Here is a 16,763-nt window from a genome sequence, read left to right as displayed (position 1 = left end):
AACCATAAACTTTAATTATAAATATTTTGAGGAGGGGTTTATTTGGACAGAAAAACTCACAAGCTCGTTCAATGTGCAGTACTTGCTGCATTGTGTTTCATCACGTTCACTTATTTGCAAATCAAGGTTCCTGTTCCAGGTGGAGATTTCACATCAATCCATTTTGGTAATGTGTTCTTGGTTTTGGCTGCGCTTTTACTCGGCGGGCTTTACGGTGGACTTGCTGGCGCAATCGGGATGACTATCGCAGATATCATGGATCCTGTGTATATAATGGTCGCTCCGAAGACTTTCGTGTTGAAGTTGTGTATTGGTTTGATTGTAGGAGCAATCGCTCACAAATCCAAGAAAATCAACGAATCTAACGACAACAAATACATTTTGAAGTGGGCTGTTATCGCTTCATGTGCAGGGATGTTGTTCAACGTGTTCGCTGATCCATTTGTAGGTTATTTTTATAAATTATATGTCTTGGGTCAACCACAACAAATAGCATCTGCGTTGGCGAAAATCAGCGCCGGTGTAACATTCTTCAATGCTGTTGTGACTGTTATCGTTGCAAATATTTTGTACATGTCAGTACGTCCAGTGTTGAAACGCTCACATTTATTGGATTAAAAAATGCGTCAGATTTACTCTGACGCTATTTTTATTGACAGTTTAAATAAAAGATATTACAATTAAGTTAGAAAGTAGGAAATTCTAACTTGAGAGGTGATAATATGTTAGTTGAACTTAAAGCAAAGTCGCAAGTGACAATTCCAAAAGATATTGTAAATTCTCTTGATTTGAATCAAGGAGATCAATTCGAAGTTATGGAAGAAGATGGCAAGATTATTTTCGTCCCTGTAGCTGTATATCCAGAACGTGTGATTGAAAATTTAAAAAAATCCGTTAAAGAACTAAAAGTTTCGATTGAAAATGGCGACCAACCTGTTTTTGACAATATTGATTCTCTTTTTGAAGAGTTGGACAAATAATGAGCTATAAAATAACTTACACGAAATCATTTAAAAAACACTACAAAAAATTATCTGATATCGAAAAAAAGCAAACTAAGAAAAAACTTTCATTTTTTATAGATAATCCAACACATCCTTCATTAAGAACTAAAAAAATCAAGGGAACTGATGGTTTGTGGGAGTCTTCCGTGAACATGGATATAAGAATTATTTGGTATTACGAAGATAATGAGATGATTATTTTATTGGATATTGGTCATCACGATATTTTATTTGATTTTTGATTAAATTAAAAAATGCGTCAGATTTTACTCTGACGCATATTTTTGTCATTACCCTATCGCTATAAACACTATTGCAAGTATCAACGCTAATAATCCTACAAGGATGCATTTTCTACAAGTAGATATTCTTTTTAATATCATTTCTAATTCTTTTTTGGTAAATTTTCTGTTGTTTTTTCTCATCAAGATTCTATCCAACGCTACTGGTTGGCGATTGTTTTGCGATATAGTTTGCCACACTTTTTCTGAGTTGACGTTTTTTCTAATCTTAGCGATTGCCAATATTTTAGATATTGAATAAATCCCGTAAATGAGTGCTATTGCAAATATTCCCAAAAATACATAGCCTACTATTCTCATTTTATCATCTCCTTTACGATTAGTATAAATGAGATTTCGATTTTACTCAACTAACTCGCATAGCTCTGAATGAATTTAAAATAGCAAGCACTGTAACTCCGACGTCTGCGAAGATTGCAGCCCACATATTTGTAAGTCCAAGTGCTGATAATATTAGTACGATTATCTTGATTCCAATTGCAAAATACGCGTTTTGTTTTGCGATTTTGAGTGTTTTCTTGGAAATTTTAATTGCTTGTGCGATTTTCGTTGGCTCGTCTGTCATGATTACGACATCACTCGCTTCGATCGCCGCATCGCTTCCGATTTGTCCCATGGAAATTCCGACATCGCTTAGTGCAAGCACCGGCGCATCGTTGATTCCGTCTCCTACGAATGCAACTTTTCTTCCTTTTTCTATCAATTTTTTTACAAATTCAACCTTGTCTTGTGGAAGTAGCTTGGATTTATATTCGTCAATTTTGAGATTTTCTGCGACTGATTTGGCTACAGATTCGCCATCACCAGTTAGCATGTAAGTTTTTTCAATGCCGACATTTTTCATATCAGTTATCGCTTGGGCGCTGTCTTGTTTGATTTCGTCGGCGATTTTGATGTATCCTTTAAATTTTCCATCGATTGCAACGTAGACAACGGTGTCTGTAGTATTTATCGGTTCAAATTCAACATCTTTTAAAAGCTTAGCATTTCCCGCTAGGATTTGTTTGCCATTTATCACAGCTTTTATTCCTTGTCCTGCGATATTTTCTGCAGAGTCCAAGTTCAAATATTCTTTGTCCCCGTAATAATCAATAATCGATTGTGCTATCGGATGGTTGGATGATTTCTCAGCGCTTGCAACGTATTTGAGCATTTCTTCATCTGAAATATCAAATGATTTTGCTTCTACAACTTTGAACACACCTTGTGTCAATGTTCCCGTTTTATCCATCACAACGGTGTTAGTTTCTGCTAACTTTTCGATGTAGTTACTTCCTTTAACCAAAATCCCAGCCTTGCTGCTCGCACCAATCCCTGAGAAAAAGCTCAACGGAATGCTGATTACAAGTGCACAAGGACACGAAATTACAAGGAATGTCAACGCACGATACAACCACACTTGGAAAGGTTGTTTCAAAATCAATGGCATCAATATCGCAAGCACCGCTGCGACCAATACTACAACAGGAGTGTACACTCTTGCAAATTTCGTGATGAATTTTTCTTGTTGACTTTTTTGGCTGGATGCATTTTCCACCAAATCCAAAATCTTCGTCACTGCAGAGTTTTCAAAATCCTTTGTAACTTTCGCATTCAAAACCTTGTCCGTCACGATGTAACCCGACAAAAGCTCTTCGCCTTTTGCGACAGTAATAGGAACACTTTCTCCAGTCAACGCCTTCGTATCAACCATGGAGCTTCCTTCGGTAACCACGCAGTCCAAAGGAACTTTCTCGCCAGGTTTAATCACGATAATATCTCCCACACTCACATCGTAAGGATCCACCTTGTCGTAGCCATCTTCTGTTTTCAAATTCGCAAAAGTCGGTGCAATATCCATCAATTCCTTGATTGAATCACGAGATTTTCCAACGGCCTTATCTTGAAAAATCTCCCCGATTTGATAAAAAAGCATAACAGCGACAGCTTCGGCGTATTCTCCAATGAAAAATGCACCCACAGTTGCAATCATCATCAGAAAATGTTCGTCAAATAACTGACCGTTTTTCAAATTCAAAAACGCCACTTTTATCACTGGAATTCCCACAATCAGATAACTCACAACGAACACCGCAAGCTTAACATAAGGTTGTTCTATGAAAAATCCAATTGCAAAAAGAATAGCCGAAATTATCGTTAATTTAATTTCTCTGTTCATTATTTCACTTCAACGTAAGGCTCAATCGATTTGATGATATCCTTGGCTTGATCCAACACAGAATCAAACTTGTCATCTTCTACATCCAACACCATTTTTGTAGTGATAAAATTCACAGTGACAGAATTTACTCCGTCCAATTCCTTGATTTCGTCTTCCATTTTTGCTGCACAATTTGCACATCCCAAATTTTCTAATGTATATCTTCTTTTCATAACTTTCTCCTTTTTGTTTTTTTATTTTTTTAAATTATTGTCGTTATTCTTGCACGTGTACCATCGCAATGTCGAAAATTTCTTTCACATGATCGTCTGAAATGGAATAGTACACAACTTTTCCCTCACGTCTAGTCTTCACAATATTGCTTTGCTTCAACACCCTTAATTGGTGACTAATAGCAGACTGACTCATATCCATCACAGCTGCAATGTCGCACACGCACAACTCTCCACTTTCCAACGCCATCAAAATCTTCACCCTCGTCTGATCTCCAAAAATTTTGAACATATCGGACAAATCGGCGATCAATTCGTCATCTGGAAGCTCATTGATAGCTTTTTTCACATTATCCTCGTGAATTAGCGTTACTTCACATTTTTCATCGTTGAATTTATCTATATCTATCACATCCTTTATATGAACATATGAATACTTGTTCATTTGTTAATTTGATAATAACACCTTATTGTATTTTTGTCAATAAAAAAAAAGAGATTTTACAAAAAAATCTCTCCTATATTTAAATCTTCAATTGTTCCGTCGTTGTATTTTACTTTCAAGCTAAAATCGTCATTGATATTCATTGCGGTAGCTGAAATATAATCTCCGTTTTTGTGTACTTTGATTTCATTACCGATGAATGTGGCTTTGTTTCGATATTTTTCAACCAAACTATCCCTATCCTCGCTCCAAAATTCTAGGAAATTCTGCATTATTTTTATTACCAACTCTTCTCTTTTGTCTGAGTCTTTTTTTTCTTCAATAAATCCAGCCGTATCTTTGATATCTTCTGGAAAATCCGTTTGGTAGACGTTAATTCCAACACCAACCACAATATCGTGGCAGATATTTTTATCCACCTTGCATTCTGTGAGTATGCCGCAGATTTTCTTACCGTCAAGCAGAACATCATTGACCCATTTAATAGACGTATTCACGCCGAAAATTTCGTCAATTGCATAGCTTGCTGCAATTCCCATAATTGGTGTGATGAATTGCGATTGTTGAAATGTCATTTCTTCATTCAACAAATATGAAAAATACAATCCATTTTCAGGCGAGAAGAATTTTCGTCCGTAGCGTCCCTTTCCCTTCGATTGAAAAAATGCAACCATCAACGTATCGCCTTGCTTTTCATTCAGAATTTCGTCGTTAGTCGATGTAACTTCTCTTTTAAAAATCACCTTATTTATTCCAGTTTGTCCTTTGATTTTTTCAATATCCATTAACCTTCATCCCACCTATTCCACTTTTTACGTTCTTTTTTGTTCATTTCCTTGTCGTCATCTTCTAGTCTTTGCTTTAAAACAGCGATAATTTCATCCTTTTTGTCTGGAATTACAGATGTCACAGCCACAGCCTTAGTCTTGTGAGTTCCATTATAGACACATCTTATGTTCAAATTTTCCACAAGCATTATCTCCTCTTGGATTTGCTGTCTGATGGACACTCTTTTGAATTCGTGATTTCTCACGTTTTCCACAAGCTTTGCATTCTTGAACAAAACCAAATTCACAACCACAATTTCAAACGGATTCACTTTGTTCAGAAACTCGGCGGTCTTCATTATATGTTCACGTGAATGATCCTTTCCGCCAAGCCCAAGCATAATGTAGACAGAGTATTTTATTCCCAAATCATCGAGCCTATGAAGTGCCGTCAATTGTTCAGCTGAATTTACGCCTTTTTTGTGATAAGAAAGCACCCAATCACTCCCCGACTCAATCCCAATGCAGATACGATCAAGTCCCAGATTTTTAAGCTCCAACAATTCATCGTCAGTTTTTCTGATAATATCATCACTTCTGGAAAAACACGACACGTATTTCATATTTGGAAAGTTCTTTTTGATTTCTTTTAGAATTTCTGTCAAATAATCATTCTTCAAACACAGAGCATTTCCCTCCAATAGCGTGAACTTTTTCGGAGTAAACCTCTTGTCCTCGTAAAAATCTTTCCTATCTCGTATATATTTCTTCACATCTTCAATGTCAAAAACCTTGAATTTCTTGCCTATATTCAAATCACAATAGATGCATTTGCCATAAGAACAACCCACCGTTACGGGAATCATTTCGTTGTGCATTTCAGGCATCGGAGTGTACATATATCTATCGTAAAATCCGTCAATCATTAAATCACCTTTGTTTGATATTTTACAAGTATTATAACACAAGATGTGTTTATAATATGAAATTAAAGTATTTCAGCAAACAAAAAAACCGGACACTAAGTGCCCGGCAAAAAATATTTTTTTAATCTTCTATGGCGTATTTGTGTGCTGTTTCAGCGTAAATTGTATTCGTACCACCGACAATATATAGATATTCTATCTTAGATTTTTCGATATAATCATCAGTTACTTTTACTGGTGTTGATTTTGATAAAAGTATTGGTGCTTTTCTTCTTGCACATACAGGTCCGATTACCAATGCGTCAGGGAATACTTCTCCCGATGCTACAAATACTTCCTTAGAATCAGGATATGTGTAACTTGCAACTTGTACTGCAGTTTCATATCTGTCTTGTCCATTAAATCTTCTGATTACTGTTGGCAATTGAGCTTCCAATTTCTTGGATACTGAATTTTGTCCACCTGCAACGTAAACTCTCTTAATATTCAAATCTTTAAGAGCTTTGCTTACCTTCTTGTCCATTTGATTTCTTGTAACCAATAGAATTGGTGCGATTTCTTTTGAACCAAGAGGTGCTGTTGCCAATGCGTCAGGGAAATCTTCTCCAGATGCAATGATAGCTTTGTTCACTTTGCCAGTTAATCTTTCGATTTCGTATGCTAATTCTGATGAAGTTACATATCTGTCACGACCCCAAATTCTTTGAACTTTGTTTTGATCGTATTTTGCTAATTGTGATTTAACATTTTCAGAAATGGATTTGTGACCACCGACAATTATAACTTCACTAGCTCCTAATCTTACGATTTCTTCTGCAACGTCATCTTCAAGATATCTTGTGTTGTTCAACAATATTGGAGCGTCCAATACGTGAGCCAAAACAGTTGCAGTCAATGCGTCAGGATAATTTCCCGAATCGGCAATGATTACATATTTTGATTTCTTGAAAAATCTCTTAGAAGTGTTGATTGCTGTGTGGTTTCTATCCCTACCAGCAATACGTTCAACGTATCTGTTGCCGTGTTTTTCAGGTTTTCCTGGTATTGGCTTGTCGTCTGGTTTGTCTGGGTTTGGTTTGTCATCTGGTTTGTCCGGATTTGGCTTGTCTGGATTTGGTTTGTCCGGATTTGGTTTGTCTGGATTTGGTTTGTCCGGATTTGGCTTGTCCGGAGTTTTATCATCCTTGTAGATAGCCTTGATCGTATCTCCATCATTGTATTGGATAGCTTTTTCAATCGAAGTATCCCATCTTTCAAACTCATATCCTTTATTTGCCACAACTTCTGGAGCAAATCCTTTCAACACGACTGCAACATTTGGATTTACAAATACAACTTTTGTTGTTGTAGTTGAATCTTTTATCTTTCCTTTTTCTGTTGTGTCGAATGTCACCTTAATATATCCAGCTGGTTTTTCTGAATCGTCATCTTTTGTTTTAGGAATTACATCAGCTAACTTGTCATATTGTGCAGTAACTGTTTTATCTGCTTTTATTACGAAACTATCTTCTGTATCCCAAGCTTTAAACTTGAATCCAGTTTCTGGTGTTACTTTAGGCTTAGTAATGTCAGCTAATTTCTTTCCAGCATTTGGATTTACATAGTATACAGTTTGTCCAGTTAAGTTACCGTTAGCTCCCTTGTCAAATGTTACTGTTACATATCCTTCAGGTTGTGCGTTTGGATTACCATCTTTATCAGTTGAAGGAATAATATCTTCAAGATTTGTGAAGTTTCCTGTAATTTCTGTATCAGTTTCATACTTAGCCTTTGTCGTTGTATCAATATCCCAAGCTTCAAATTCATAGCCTATTTCAGCTTTTGTATTTGGTTGAGGAATTGTTACTTCTTCATTTGGATTTACGAAGTATGTTACTGTTTCACCATCTGCTATTTGTCCGCCTTCACCTTTTATTACGAAGTTAACTGTCACATAGCCATCTGGTTTTTGTTGACCGTCTTCAGTTTTTGGAATTACTGAATCAACAGGGTTGAAGCTTGCAGTAATAGTTGTAAGTTTTTCAGTGTATTGAGTAGGAATTTCTGCATTTTGACTCCATCCACCAAACTCAAATCCTGTGTTAGGTTTTGTTGTTGGTGGTGTCAATTTTACATACTTAGCTGGATTTACAAAGTATGATTTTGGTTCAACAGTTCCGTTGTCGCCTGCCACAAACTTAACTTCCACATATCCATCTGGTTTTTCTACTCCTGGTTTTTCTTCAATAACATCAGCAATTGGTGTTGATTGTGCTTTTACAACAACGTCTTTATCTTTGATTTCCAGTGTGTCTTCTTTATCCCATGCTTTAAATTCGAATCCAACTTTTGCTTTTGCGTTTGGCTTTGCAAGTTCTTCTAAAGTTATGCCCGAATTTTCTTTTACATAGTAATATTTTACATTTGATAAAGTAAGACCATCGTCTGCTTCAAATGTTACTCTTACATATCCTTCAGGTCTTGTGATAGGTTCTGTTGGATCATAAGGAATAATATTTTCGGCTTCGGTATAAGTTGCTGTGATTGTCGTAGCTTGTTTGAATTGTTTCTTAGATGTTGGTGTGTAAACATCTCCATCTGCCTTTTCACCAAGCTTCCATTCTTTGAATGTAAAGTGTTGTTTTCCTGTTGGATTTGGTACTGGAATTGTAACTTCCTTGTCTGGATTTACCCAGAATATTTTCGGAGTAGAATTTGTAGCCTTATCCGTAGGAACGAATTTCACTTCAACAAAGTTGTTTGGAACGTCTTTTGGTTTTTCTGTACCAGTTTGTGGTATTACATCTTTTACATATTGTGCAACAAGTGTAATGTCTTTTGTGATTTTTTCCGTTGCTGGGTCAAAATCTTTTCCATCAACTTTCCATCCTATAAAAGTATAGTTTGGCTTTTCAGGATTGTTAACTTTTGTGATTAACTCATTGTGTTTTACTTTTTGTGATGGGATATGAGTTCCACCATCTGTATTAAATTCAACTGTATGAGTATCTGCATTCCATACTGCTTGTGCTGTTGTGTTTTCATTAATAGTGAATGTTGCACCTGGTTTGTAAACCGTATCGCCGATCTTCCATCCTTCTAATACGAAATTATCTTTCTTAAGATCATTTCCACCGGCCAAAGTAATTTCTGTACCTACATCATAAGATAATTCTTTTGGAACAGTTCCTGAAGTTTTGTCATCAGCCTTGTAAGTCATAGTAACTTTATTTATCTTGAAAGTTGCTACATATTTCTTATCTGTTGTGATTGCTTCGTTTTGGTCGATATTTTCTAACCATTTATCAAACTTGTAGTTGGCATTTGGTTTTGTTTGTGGAATTGGAAGTTTATCCGAACCTACTTTAATTCCCTTAGTTGGGTTTACATAGTAAGTTTTATTTCCACCTTCAAGACTACCATTGTCATCAGATGTGAATTCAACTTTGACATATCCCTTAGGTTGTTCTACCTTATCTCCTGCTGGTATTACATCGTCAAGTTTTACGAAATTAAATTTAAATTCCGTATCTTTATTAAATTTGTCGATGATTACCTTGCTATCATTGTTAATCCAAGATCCACCTTCAGCAGTGTAACCCACATTTGGAGTTTTAGTAATAGCATTTGCTTTATCTGTGAGATTAACTTCTACGTTAGGATTTACATAATAAACTGTAGTTCCTGTTAAACGACCATTTTCATCAGCTACAAATGTTACAGTTACATATCCATCTGGTTTAGTTTTATCTCCTGGAATGATGTTTTCTAAAGGAGCATAGTGTGCTGTGATTGTAGTGTCTTTAGTAAATGTTTGAGTCAATTCACTGTCCCATTGGCTAAATTCATAACCAACATTTGCATTTACAGTTGGTGCTGGTATTGTAACTTCCTTATTAGGATTTACATAGTAAACAGTCTTGCCACTTAATTCTCCGTGGTCACCTTTAACAAATGTCACTGTTACATAACCTGCTGGCTTGTCAGAGCCATCTTGTTTTTCTTGTGGAATCACATCGCCTTTTGAGTTGTATTCAGCTTTGATTGTATCTCCGTCATTGTATTGGATAGCTCTTTCAATTTGAGTATCCCATCCAGCGAAGTCAAATCCTGTGTTTGGTGTAACTTTTGGTGCCTTGTCTTTTAATACAACCGCTTTATTTGGATTTACATAATATACGCTAGTTCCTGTAAGTTTTCCGTTTTTTTCTGCGCTAAATTTTACTGTGATATATCCTTCTGGTTTTTCTGAATCGTCATCTTTTGTCTTTGGAACTATATCAGCAATTTCTTCATATTGCGCAATAACTGTTATATCGCTTCTGATTTCTTTTGTATCAGCAAAATCCCACTTAGTAAATTTATATCCAGTATCGGCTTTTACTGTTGGTTTTACTATTAGCTTATCACCTAAAGTTTTAGCTGGATCAGCCTTTGGATTTACATAATAAACTGTTTTACCAGTTATTTCTTTTCCATGTTCACCCTTGTCAAAAGTAACTGTTACATATCCATCTGGTTTTGGATTTTGTTTACCATTTTCATCAGTTGAAGGAATAATGTCTTCAAGTTTTTTGAAGTTACCCTTAACTGTTGTATCTTCAGTGTACTTCTTAGCTGTAGTAGTATCTTTATCCCACTTGTCAAATTCATATCCTGTGTCGGCTTGTGTCTTTGGTTGAGGAACTGTTACATCTTTAGCTGGATTTACATAGTAAACTGTAACTTCACCGTCTGCAATCTTTCCGCCTTTGGCTGGTTCGATTACAAATGTAACTGTCTTGTATCCATCAGGTTTTGTGTTTTCTGTTCCGTCTGGATTTGTCTTCGGAATAATGTCTTTCAAGCCGTTGAAGCTTGCTTCAATTGTGGTTACATCATCTGCGTAAACTGTAGGTCTTGTTGTATCTTTGTCCCATGCACCAAATTCATAACCTGTTTCAGCCTTTGTAGCTGGTGGGTTGATTGTTACATATTCTGTTGGATTAACGTAGAATTTTGTAACTCCTTCAAGTGCACCCTTAGCCTCATCTTCAGTTTTAACTACAAAAGTTACTTCCTTGTATCCTTTTGGCTTTTCATTTTGTTTTCCATTTTTATCCTTTTCTGGAATAACCGTAGGAAGTTTTGTTGATTTTGCTGTTACTGTTATATCAGTTTCAGTAATTTCAAATGCGTCTTCTGTGTCCCATTTTTCAAACTTGTAGCCTGTTTTTTCAGTTACAGTTGGTTTGACAATTGTAGGGTTACCAAGTTTTACACCTGAATTTTTCTTCACATAGTAATAGTTTACATTTGATAAAGTAAGTCCCTCTTCTGCTGCAAATTTAACTCTTACATATCCATCAGGTCTTGTGATTGGCTCTTCTGGATCGTAAGGAATGATATTTTTTACATCAGTATACTCAGCTGTAATAGTTGTTTCTTTTGTAAATTGTCCCTTTATTTCACTTTCCCAAGTTCTTGAAGTTTCTTCATTTGATTTCCAATTTTTGAAAGTATAAGCCTTAGCTACTTCAGTTTCTGTTTTATCAACAGTCTTTCCAACTGGATTATCTACTGGAATTGTAACTTCTTTAGTTGGATTAACCCAGAATGTCTTAGTAAATTCATTCGTAGCCTTGTCTGTTGTTTTTACGATAACTTTTACATAGTTATCTGGAACTTTTGGCTTGTCTTTGTCTTTTTGTTCAACAACATCTGTTGAAAATCCAGGTGATATAACTGTGTCCTCTGTGAACTTGTGACGTTTGTTAAAGTCGTAGATTCCTGCTTCTTCTTGATTTTCATTTTGAGCTTTTTTATCGGCTGACCAATTTGTGAATCCTAAATTTGCTTTTTCTTCATCTGTTAATTTTATTTCAGGAATATCTACCCAAGCTTTTGGATTAACGTAATAAATCTTGCTGTCTTTGTCGTTAGGCTTTCCACTTGGATTTACTGTAACTTTTACATAATTTCCTGTTACATCTACTAAGTCTCCGTCAGGTTGTGTAGTTGCATCTCTCAATACTTTTGGCATGTCTCCCGATGTCAAAGCTTCGTAAACATTTTTGTATATTTTGACAGGAATTTCGATATCTTGAACAGAATTGTCTGCAAATTTTATCTTTGCTGGAATTTTAATTTCTCTTACAAGTTCTATTGTGTCGTCTTTGTTTAATTCCTTAACTTGTTCGTAAATTGTATTATCAATGTCTTTATCGAAGATAATTTCAGAACCTGTTGGCAATTCACTTTCTTTTCCACTCTTATACCAGTGAACTTGTTTCTTTAATTGTTCAGTAGATGGAGCAAAGTTATTATTGTGATCTTTGTTAGATTCTGTAACAACTAAGGTATCAATCTTTACATCTGACCATTCAAAGTAAGCTGTAAATGTGTATCCTTTGTCGATAATTGTGTTTTCATTTAGAAGCTTTTGGTTATCCCATTCTTTAAATCTTCTGCCTGCATCTGGTGTGATGTAGTGCTTGCTTGCATCTACAGTTTCGCCATCTTTTAATTCTTCTGGAACTGGGAGTAGGTCTGACTTAAGTCCCTTTATTACATCGTAATTAAGTTCTGTAATATCATTGCCATTGTCATCCTTACCAAAGGATCCACCTTTGTCAGCTTTGAAAGTTACTCTTACATATCCTTCTGGTGTTTTTTCATTTCCAGGAACTTCGATTATTCTGACGTCTTTGTAGTAGAATGTTATCTCATCGGATCCTGTTCCATTGATTCCTTTGAACTCACCAGTCTTTTCATCTACGTCGTAGAAAAGTTGTTGTTGTGGATCACTAGCCAAAACCCAGCCCGGAATTGGTCTGTAGTTTCTAGCATCATAGTGACGGTTTTTGCTTTGAACTTGTTCTTGAGCAATAACGCTGTATTTTTCGATTAATGTCTTCTTCTTTGCTGGATCTTTCTCTGCTTCTATCTCAGCTTTTCCTCTTTCGTCAACATAATTTACTTTGTAATCACGAGTTCTGAAATGTCTGTAGTAGAAGTGGAATACATTGTCCTTTGCTTCTGGATTATCCACAGACTTGCCATCTTTTAGAATTTTTTTTGGTTTAACTCTAATTATTTGTAAATCTGTATTATTTAATTGTACTCTGTTATTATATTCTTCGTATTGTTTTTTAATGTCTTCATTTGGTATTTTTTCAAGTTCTTCATGAGGCATTAATATCCAATTTTCATCTTGATAAATCGCACTGGCCGATACGTATTGGTTAGCTCTGATGCCAGATAATATTTGTTTTTTAGGGTGGTAAGCGTCTTTTATTTCTTTGCCATCTTTATCTATAAAATGGTGATATACTTCAACATCCACGCGATTATTTTCAACCCAAATAGCTTTCAAATAAACATCGCTTACGACATCATTTCCGAATGGATATCTTTCTGGAACATGGTAAGTTTTAGTGTACGAGTCATCAACTGTTCCGTCTTCTTTGTATCTGACCCATTCCCAACCCAAGAAATCATATCCTTTACGTGTTGGGCTTTGAAGATTTTTTAATTGTTGCAAATTATTAACCGTGAAAACTTGCTTGTTAGCTTCATTTTTCTCTTTTATAGGATATTCTATGGGTTTTCCATCTTTAACTACAGTAACTTTATCATTAGTCAATTCATTTGCTTTGATATCGTCTAGCTTTCCTTGATTTGGGTCTACAGTTATCTTCCATGGCTTGTCGGGTTCTGTCCACTTAGCGTATAAAGTTTGGTCATAGTGAAGTTTAGTTTCATTTCCGTCTTTTATCAGGTTGTCGCCGGCGGGATCCAGTGCCCAACCCCTAAATGTCCAATCATCAGGTACCCAATCTGGTCTTTCAGGCACATGCTTTGTATCTAATTCCAAATCCTTTAATGGCTTTTCATAAGGCACATCTAAAATATTGCCCGCACCATATTCACTGTCATTTTTTACAGTCTTTGGGTCGTTGTTTAGTTTTAACTTGTACTTGTTACGATAGTAGTTTGCATAATCGTAGGCATTCGTCCCGTCAAATAATTTTTTGCTCCAAGGAAAATGAGAGATGTATTCGATCTTGTCGTCGTCGCTTCTAAAAGGCGTTTTTTTATTTCTTTCTTCATTTAACTTATCAAAAGTTTTCTCTACATCTCCAACTTTTATCTTTCCTATCAATTGCGCCGGCCTTGTCTCTTTTTTAAGCGTAAATCCTTGAAGATGAGGCAAAATGAATTCATAATCGTAGGTATTCGTGTCACTCTTCCAATAGCTCATGTCATAATCGATTTGTTCCTTGCCCTCAAAATCGTCCTTGATAATGTCAATATGGTAAGCAATGGCAGTGTCAATGTAGCTGGCTCCAAGGGAAATCTCATATTCGCCCCTATCTTTCGTTTCATTTTCTCCTATAGGTATTTTATCCGCATGACCCTTTCCTCCACTCTCGTCTTCTGTACTCATTACATCTTTAGCGTCAATAAAATCTTCTGCACTTAAGCGATAAGGCGGCGTGTCACGAAAAATTGATACCCCATTATCGTTATTATTATGATTTATCATCCAACCGATTAAGCCATCATCTCCGGTAGGATTGGTACTATCACCTTTCGGAAGACCTGAAATTTCTTCATCCTTTGGCCATATTTTATCTAAGCTTTGGTTGAAGCGAACATCTACTTTATAAGGAGCCCCTTCCTTACCTAAGACTTGTCCATCTTTTGTAATAATCGGCCAGTAGGCATAATCGTCATATTCGTTATTAATGGATGTAAAGTAAAGGGTGTAGACTCTGCGATCGTAGTAAACATTGTAGACTGTCTCCCCGGTGGATAAAACAGATTTTTGTACTTCAGGATTGTCTTCTGATGCGTTTTGCTTTTCCGTCAATTTCTCATTTAAGAAATAATATCTGGCGAATTCCTTTGGATCATTTTGAGCCTTCTGTAAGCGTCCACCGTTTAGGTCTGGGAATGTGATTCCATGTATATCCAAATCAGTAAGTTGTGGTGTAGAACCTGTGTCTGCGTTGTCAATTCTTCTTGCCCCGATAAAATCGTAGCGATTACGCAAAGCTAAAGTGTCATCCTTGTCATCGTAATCAGGTTTTTCAGTCCAAAATTGGATTACATAGTCAGCCTTTTTTTCCTCCTTCCAAACAGCTGTAAATGTTACATCACTTGCTGCCATTTTGAGATTAGCATTCAAATCCTTAATAGGATTACCTGAAGAATCCTTAATCAAATCGTTAGCTTTAAAAATTTTCCCTTTTTCGTCCTTTAAATCATCCTTTAAATCAACAGATGGTTTCCAACCTACAAATTTTGATCCTATTTTGGTAGGTTCTTTCACTGTTGGGATAGTTTGTTCATAATACACAAGTCTTGTAGGAATAGAAGTTCCTCCATCTGTATCAAAGTCCACTTTAAAAGTCTTGCGATTGTAACGAAACTCCACTTCAAACTTACTCGTATCTTCGGGAACTAAAACTGGAAGAACATCTGCTTCAGGTTCAAACCCTTCAATTCTGCTATCTCTAATTGGGTTTACTTCCAATACAGAACCCGTATAACCTGTTTGTTGTGTCGACTTAACATTTGGATTTTCTTCATACTTATTAAAATCTTCTAAATTTTGAAATTTGTGTACTATTTTTACAGAACTTTGCTTTTTACCATATACAAATTCTTGCGTTCCCAAAAAATTAAATCCATCTCGTTCTGGATTTTTCGCTTTGTCTACAATATCTTGAAAATTAATATTGTATGAATTTTTTGGCTTTACATATCCCTTTAAATCAGGAAGATTAATATCCTTGTTCACCTTAGCTTTTTCAGCATCTGTTGCCTTTTCTCCTACACTTGCCACATAAGGTTGGTAATTTATCTTATTTTCACCATTTTTGTATACCTTATAATCTGTACGAAGCGTGTAGATTTTTGGCTGCTCAGGATTTTTTATTAAATCTGTTGCTGTCGATTCTGCTTCTGGTTTTGCAATATCAACTGGAATTTTGTTTAAAACATCGTTTTGATTTACATTTGATACATTTGTGTAAGCGCTTCCTGCTGCCAATAAATGCACCGGCATTGAAGTCAACACCATTATCATCGTCATAATAAAACAAATAAAACGTTTTACTTCTTTTCTGATCGAATGTCGCATAATACCACTCCCTTAAATTTTTTATTTTTATTTATATCTATACTTAGACTTATTATATTTATATCACAGAATCAGTGTTTTTTCAATATAATGTATCGCCATTCATCGATTTTTAAACAACAATACAATGTTAAATAAAAAACCATAATGAAATTATGCTATGATTTTTAACAATGATTTTCAAATCCCACATAAGTATGTAATCGTTGTCTGTTTGCTTTAAAATAGGAAATAATTTTTTTATTCTACAATCAAATTTTTTTCAAACCAAACTCCAAATATCTTTTTATTATTACAATGTATTGTTGAATTCATACAATTTCAGAGCTAACTCTTTTTGAATTAAAATACATTTTTGAATTTGTGTGTATCTAATTTTATCCACGAAAAAAAGAGCTCCGCTAAGAGCTCTTATTATATCAAACTATTTTACTTCTTCAGCACTTTCCCATAAACCGTGGATATTGCAATAACTTAATGCGAATACTTTACCTGGTTTATTAGATTTTACATAAGCGTGAGCGTGTGGTTTAGTGAATACTTCGCCTTCACCGTGAGCACTTGCTTGGTAAGAAGCTACTTCTACTGGGAATTTTTCTCCTTCTGGTTGGAAGAATACTTTAATCCATGCAATGTGGTGTTCGAAAGTGTTTGGGTGTTCGATTTCTTCACCAACTATTGCGCATACTTTAAATCCGTCGTCTTTTTTATCAATATGAATAACTGGAACGTGTTTTTCTTCTTTCCAATCTCCAGATTGAACTGTTTCTGTTAATTTAGCCATTAATATTACCCCCTATAAAATTTCTTACAGAGTATTTATACCCCAATTACACTA

Annotated in this window: 11 protein-coding genes; 3 read left to right on the top strand and 8 right to left on the bottom strand. The window is 35.5% G+C overall.

The features are described from left to right. The first annotated feature begins 42 nt into the window (after nt 1-42). From ABDJ34_RS03700 to ABDJ34_RS03690, 3 genes are all read left to right on the top strand, one after another. A complete protein-coding gene (locus tag ABDJ34_RS03700; protein WP_412701412.1) occupies nt 43-618 on the top strand; it encodes an ECF transporter S component in 576 nt (191 codons plus the stop codon). Nucleotides 619-722: 104 nt separating this feature from the next. Beyond that, complete coding sequence (locus ABDJ34_RS03695) at nt 723-980, top strand: AbrB/MazE/SpoVT family DNA-binding domain-containing protein (RefSeq protein ID WP_094203134.1); 258 nt, start codon at nt 723-725, stop codon at nt 978-980. After that, nucleotides 980-1,246, top strand: coding sequence for a type II toxin-antitoxin system RelE/ParE family toxin (locus ABDJ34_RS03690; RefSeq protein ID WP_094207915.1), 267 nt, complete (start codon nt 980-982; stop codon nt 1,244-1,246). The genes ABDJ34_RS03695 and ABDJ34_RS03690 overlap by 1 nt, the downstream gene beginning before the upstream one ends. Nucleotides 1,247-1,294: 48 nt before the next feature. Here ABDJ34_RS03690 and ABDJ34_RS03685 read toward each other — a convergent pair whose 3' ends face one another. From ABDJ34_RS03685 to ABDJ34_RS03650, 8 genes are all read right to left on the bottom strand, one after another. Then, entirely contained in the window at nt 1,295-1,606 is a 312-nt protein-coding gene (locus ABDJ34_RS03685; RefSeq protein WP_110058627.1) for a hypothetical protein, read from the bottom strand. A gap of 46 nt (nt 1,607-1,652) precedes the next feature. Further along, nucleotides 1,653-3,464 (bottom strand): heavy metal translocating P-type ATPase, encoded by a 1,812-nt coding sequence (locus ABDJ34_RS03680; protein ID WP_412701411.1) that lies wholly within the window; start codon nt 3,462-3,464, stop codon nt 1,653-1,655. Then, nucleotides 3,464-3,679: a cation transporter gene (locus ABDJ34_RS03675; protein ID WP_154271779.1), complete on the bottom strand. Its 216-nt coding sequence runs from the start codon at nt 3,677-3,679 to the stop codon at nt 3,464-3,466. The genes ABDJ34_RS03680 and ABDJ34_RS03675 overlap by 1 nt, the downstream gene beginning before the upstream one ends. Before the next feature lie 43 nt (nt 3,680-3,722). Further along, nucleotides 3,723-4,124: an ArsR/SmtB family transcription factor gene (locus ABDJ34_RS03670; protein WP_412701410.1), complete on the bottom strand. Its 402-nt coding sequence runs from the start codon at nt 4,122-4,124 to the stop codon at nt 3,723-3,725. A gap of 56 nt (nt 4,125-4,180) precedes the next feature. Continuing rightward, nucleotides 4,181-4,909, bottom strand: coding sequence for a biotin--[acetyl-CoA-carboxylase] ligase (locus tag ABDJ34_RS03665; protein ID WP_412701409.1), 729 nt, complete (start codon nt 4,907-4,909; stop codon nt 4,181-4,183). Next, nucleotides 4,909-5,817 carry a radical SAM protein gene (locus ABDJ34_RS03660; RefSeq protein ID WP_412701408.1) on the bottom strand — a complete coding sequence of 303 codons (909 nt, stop codon included), beginning with the start codon at nt 5,815-5,817 and terminating at the stop codon, nt 4,909-4,911. Before ABDJ34_RS03660 ends, ABDJ34_RS03665 begins: the two co-directional genes overlap by 1 nt. A gap of 121 nt (nt 5,818-5,938) precedes the next feature. Beyond that, the gene (locus tag ABDJ34_RS03655) at nt 5,939-15,925 is read right to left on the bottom strand and encodes a cell wall-binding repeat-containing protein (RefSeq protein ID WP_412701407.1); all 9,987 of its coding nucleotides are present in this window, start codon (nt 15,923-15,925) and stop codon (nt 5,939-5,941) included. Nucleotides 15,926-16,349: 424 nt separating this feature from the next. Beyond that, nucleotides 16,350-16,709, bottom strand: coding sequence for a desulfoferrodoxin family protein (locus tag ABDJ34_RS03650; RefSeq protein WP_412701406.1), 360 nt, complete (start codon nt 16,707-16,709; stop codon nt 16,350-16,352). Between the last annotated feature and the right edge of the window lie 54 nt (nt 16,710-16,763).

Origin of the sequence: Finegoldia dalianensis (genome assembly GCF_046255015.1) — a bacterium.
In the GTDB taxonomy this organism is placed as follows: domain Bacteria; phylum Bacillota; class Clostridia; order Tissierellales; family Peptoniphilaceae; genus Finegoldia; species Finegoldia magna.
The sequence above is the reverse complement of the archived record's forward strand: the minus strand, read 5'-3'. Positions and strand labels throughout refer to the sequence as shown.

Excerpts from the sequence above, each read along its gene's own strand:
- ABDJ34_RS03690 (WP_094207915.1), top strand. The coding sequence starts at position 980 with ATGAGCTATAAAATAACTTACACGAAATCATTTAAAAAACACTACAAA.
- ABDJ34_RS03685 (WP_110058627.1), bottom strand. The coding sequence starts at position 1,606 with ATGAGAATAGTAGGCTATGTATTTTTGGGAATATTTGCAATAGCACTC.
- ABDJ34_RS03665 (WP_412701409.1), bottom strand. The coding sequence starts at position 4,909 with ATGGATATTGAAAAAATCAAAGGACAAACTGGAATAAATAAGGTGATT.
- ABDJ34_RS03680 (WP_412701411.1), bottom strand. The coding sequence starts at position 3,464 with ATGAACAGAGAAATTAAATTAACGATAATTTCGGCTATTCTTTTTGCA.
- ABDJ34_RS03650 (WP_412701406.1), bottom strand. The coding sequence starts at position 16,709 with ATGGCTAAATTAACAGAAACAGTTCAATCTGGAGATTGGAAAGAAGAA.
- ABDJ34_RS03660 (WP_412701408.1), bottom strand. The coding sequence starts at position 5,817 with ATGATTGACGGATTTTACGATAGATATATGTACACTCCGATGCCTGAA.
- ABDJ34_RS03670 (WP_412701410.1), bottom strand. The coding sequence starts at position 4,124 with ATGAACAAGTATTCATATGTTCATATAAAGGATGTGATAGATATAGAT.
- ABDJ34_RS03675 (WP_154271779.1), bottom strand. The coding sequence starts at position 3,679 with ATGAAAAGAAGATATACATTAGAAAATTTGGGATGTGCAAATTGTGCA.
- ABDJ34_RS03655 (WP_412701407.1), bottom strand. The coding sequence starts at position 15,925 with ATGCGACATTCGATCAGAAAAGAAGTAAAACGTTTTATTTGTTTTATT.
- ABDJ34_RS03695 (WP_094203134.1), top strand. The coding sequence starts at position 723 with ATGTTAGTTGAACTTAAAGCAAAGTCGCAAGTGACAATTCCAAAAGAT.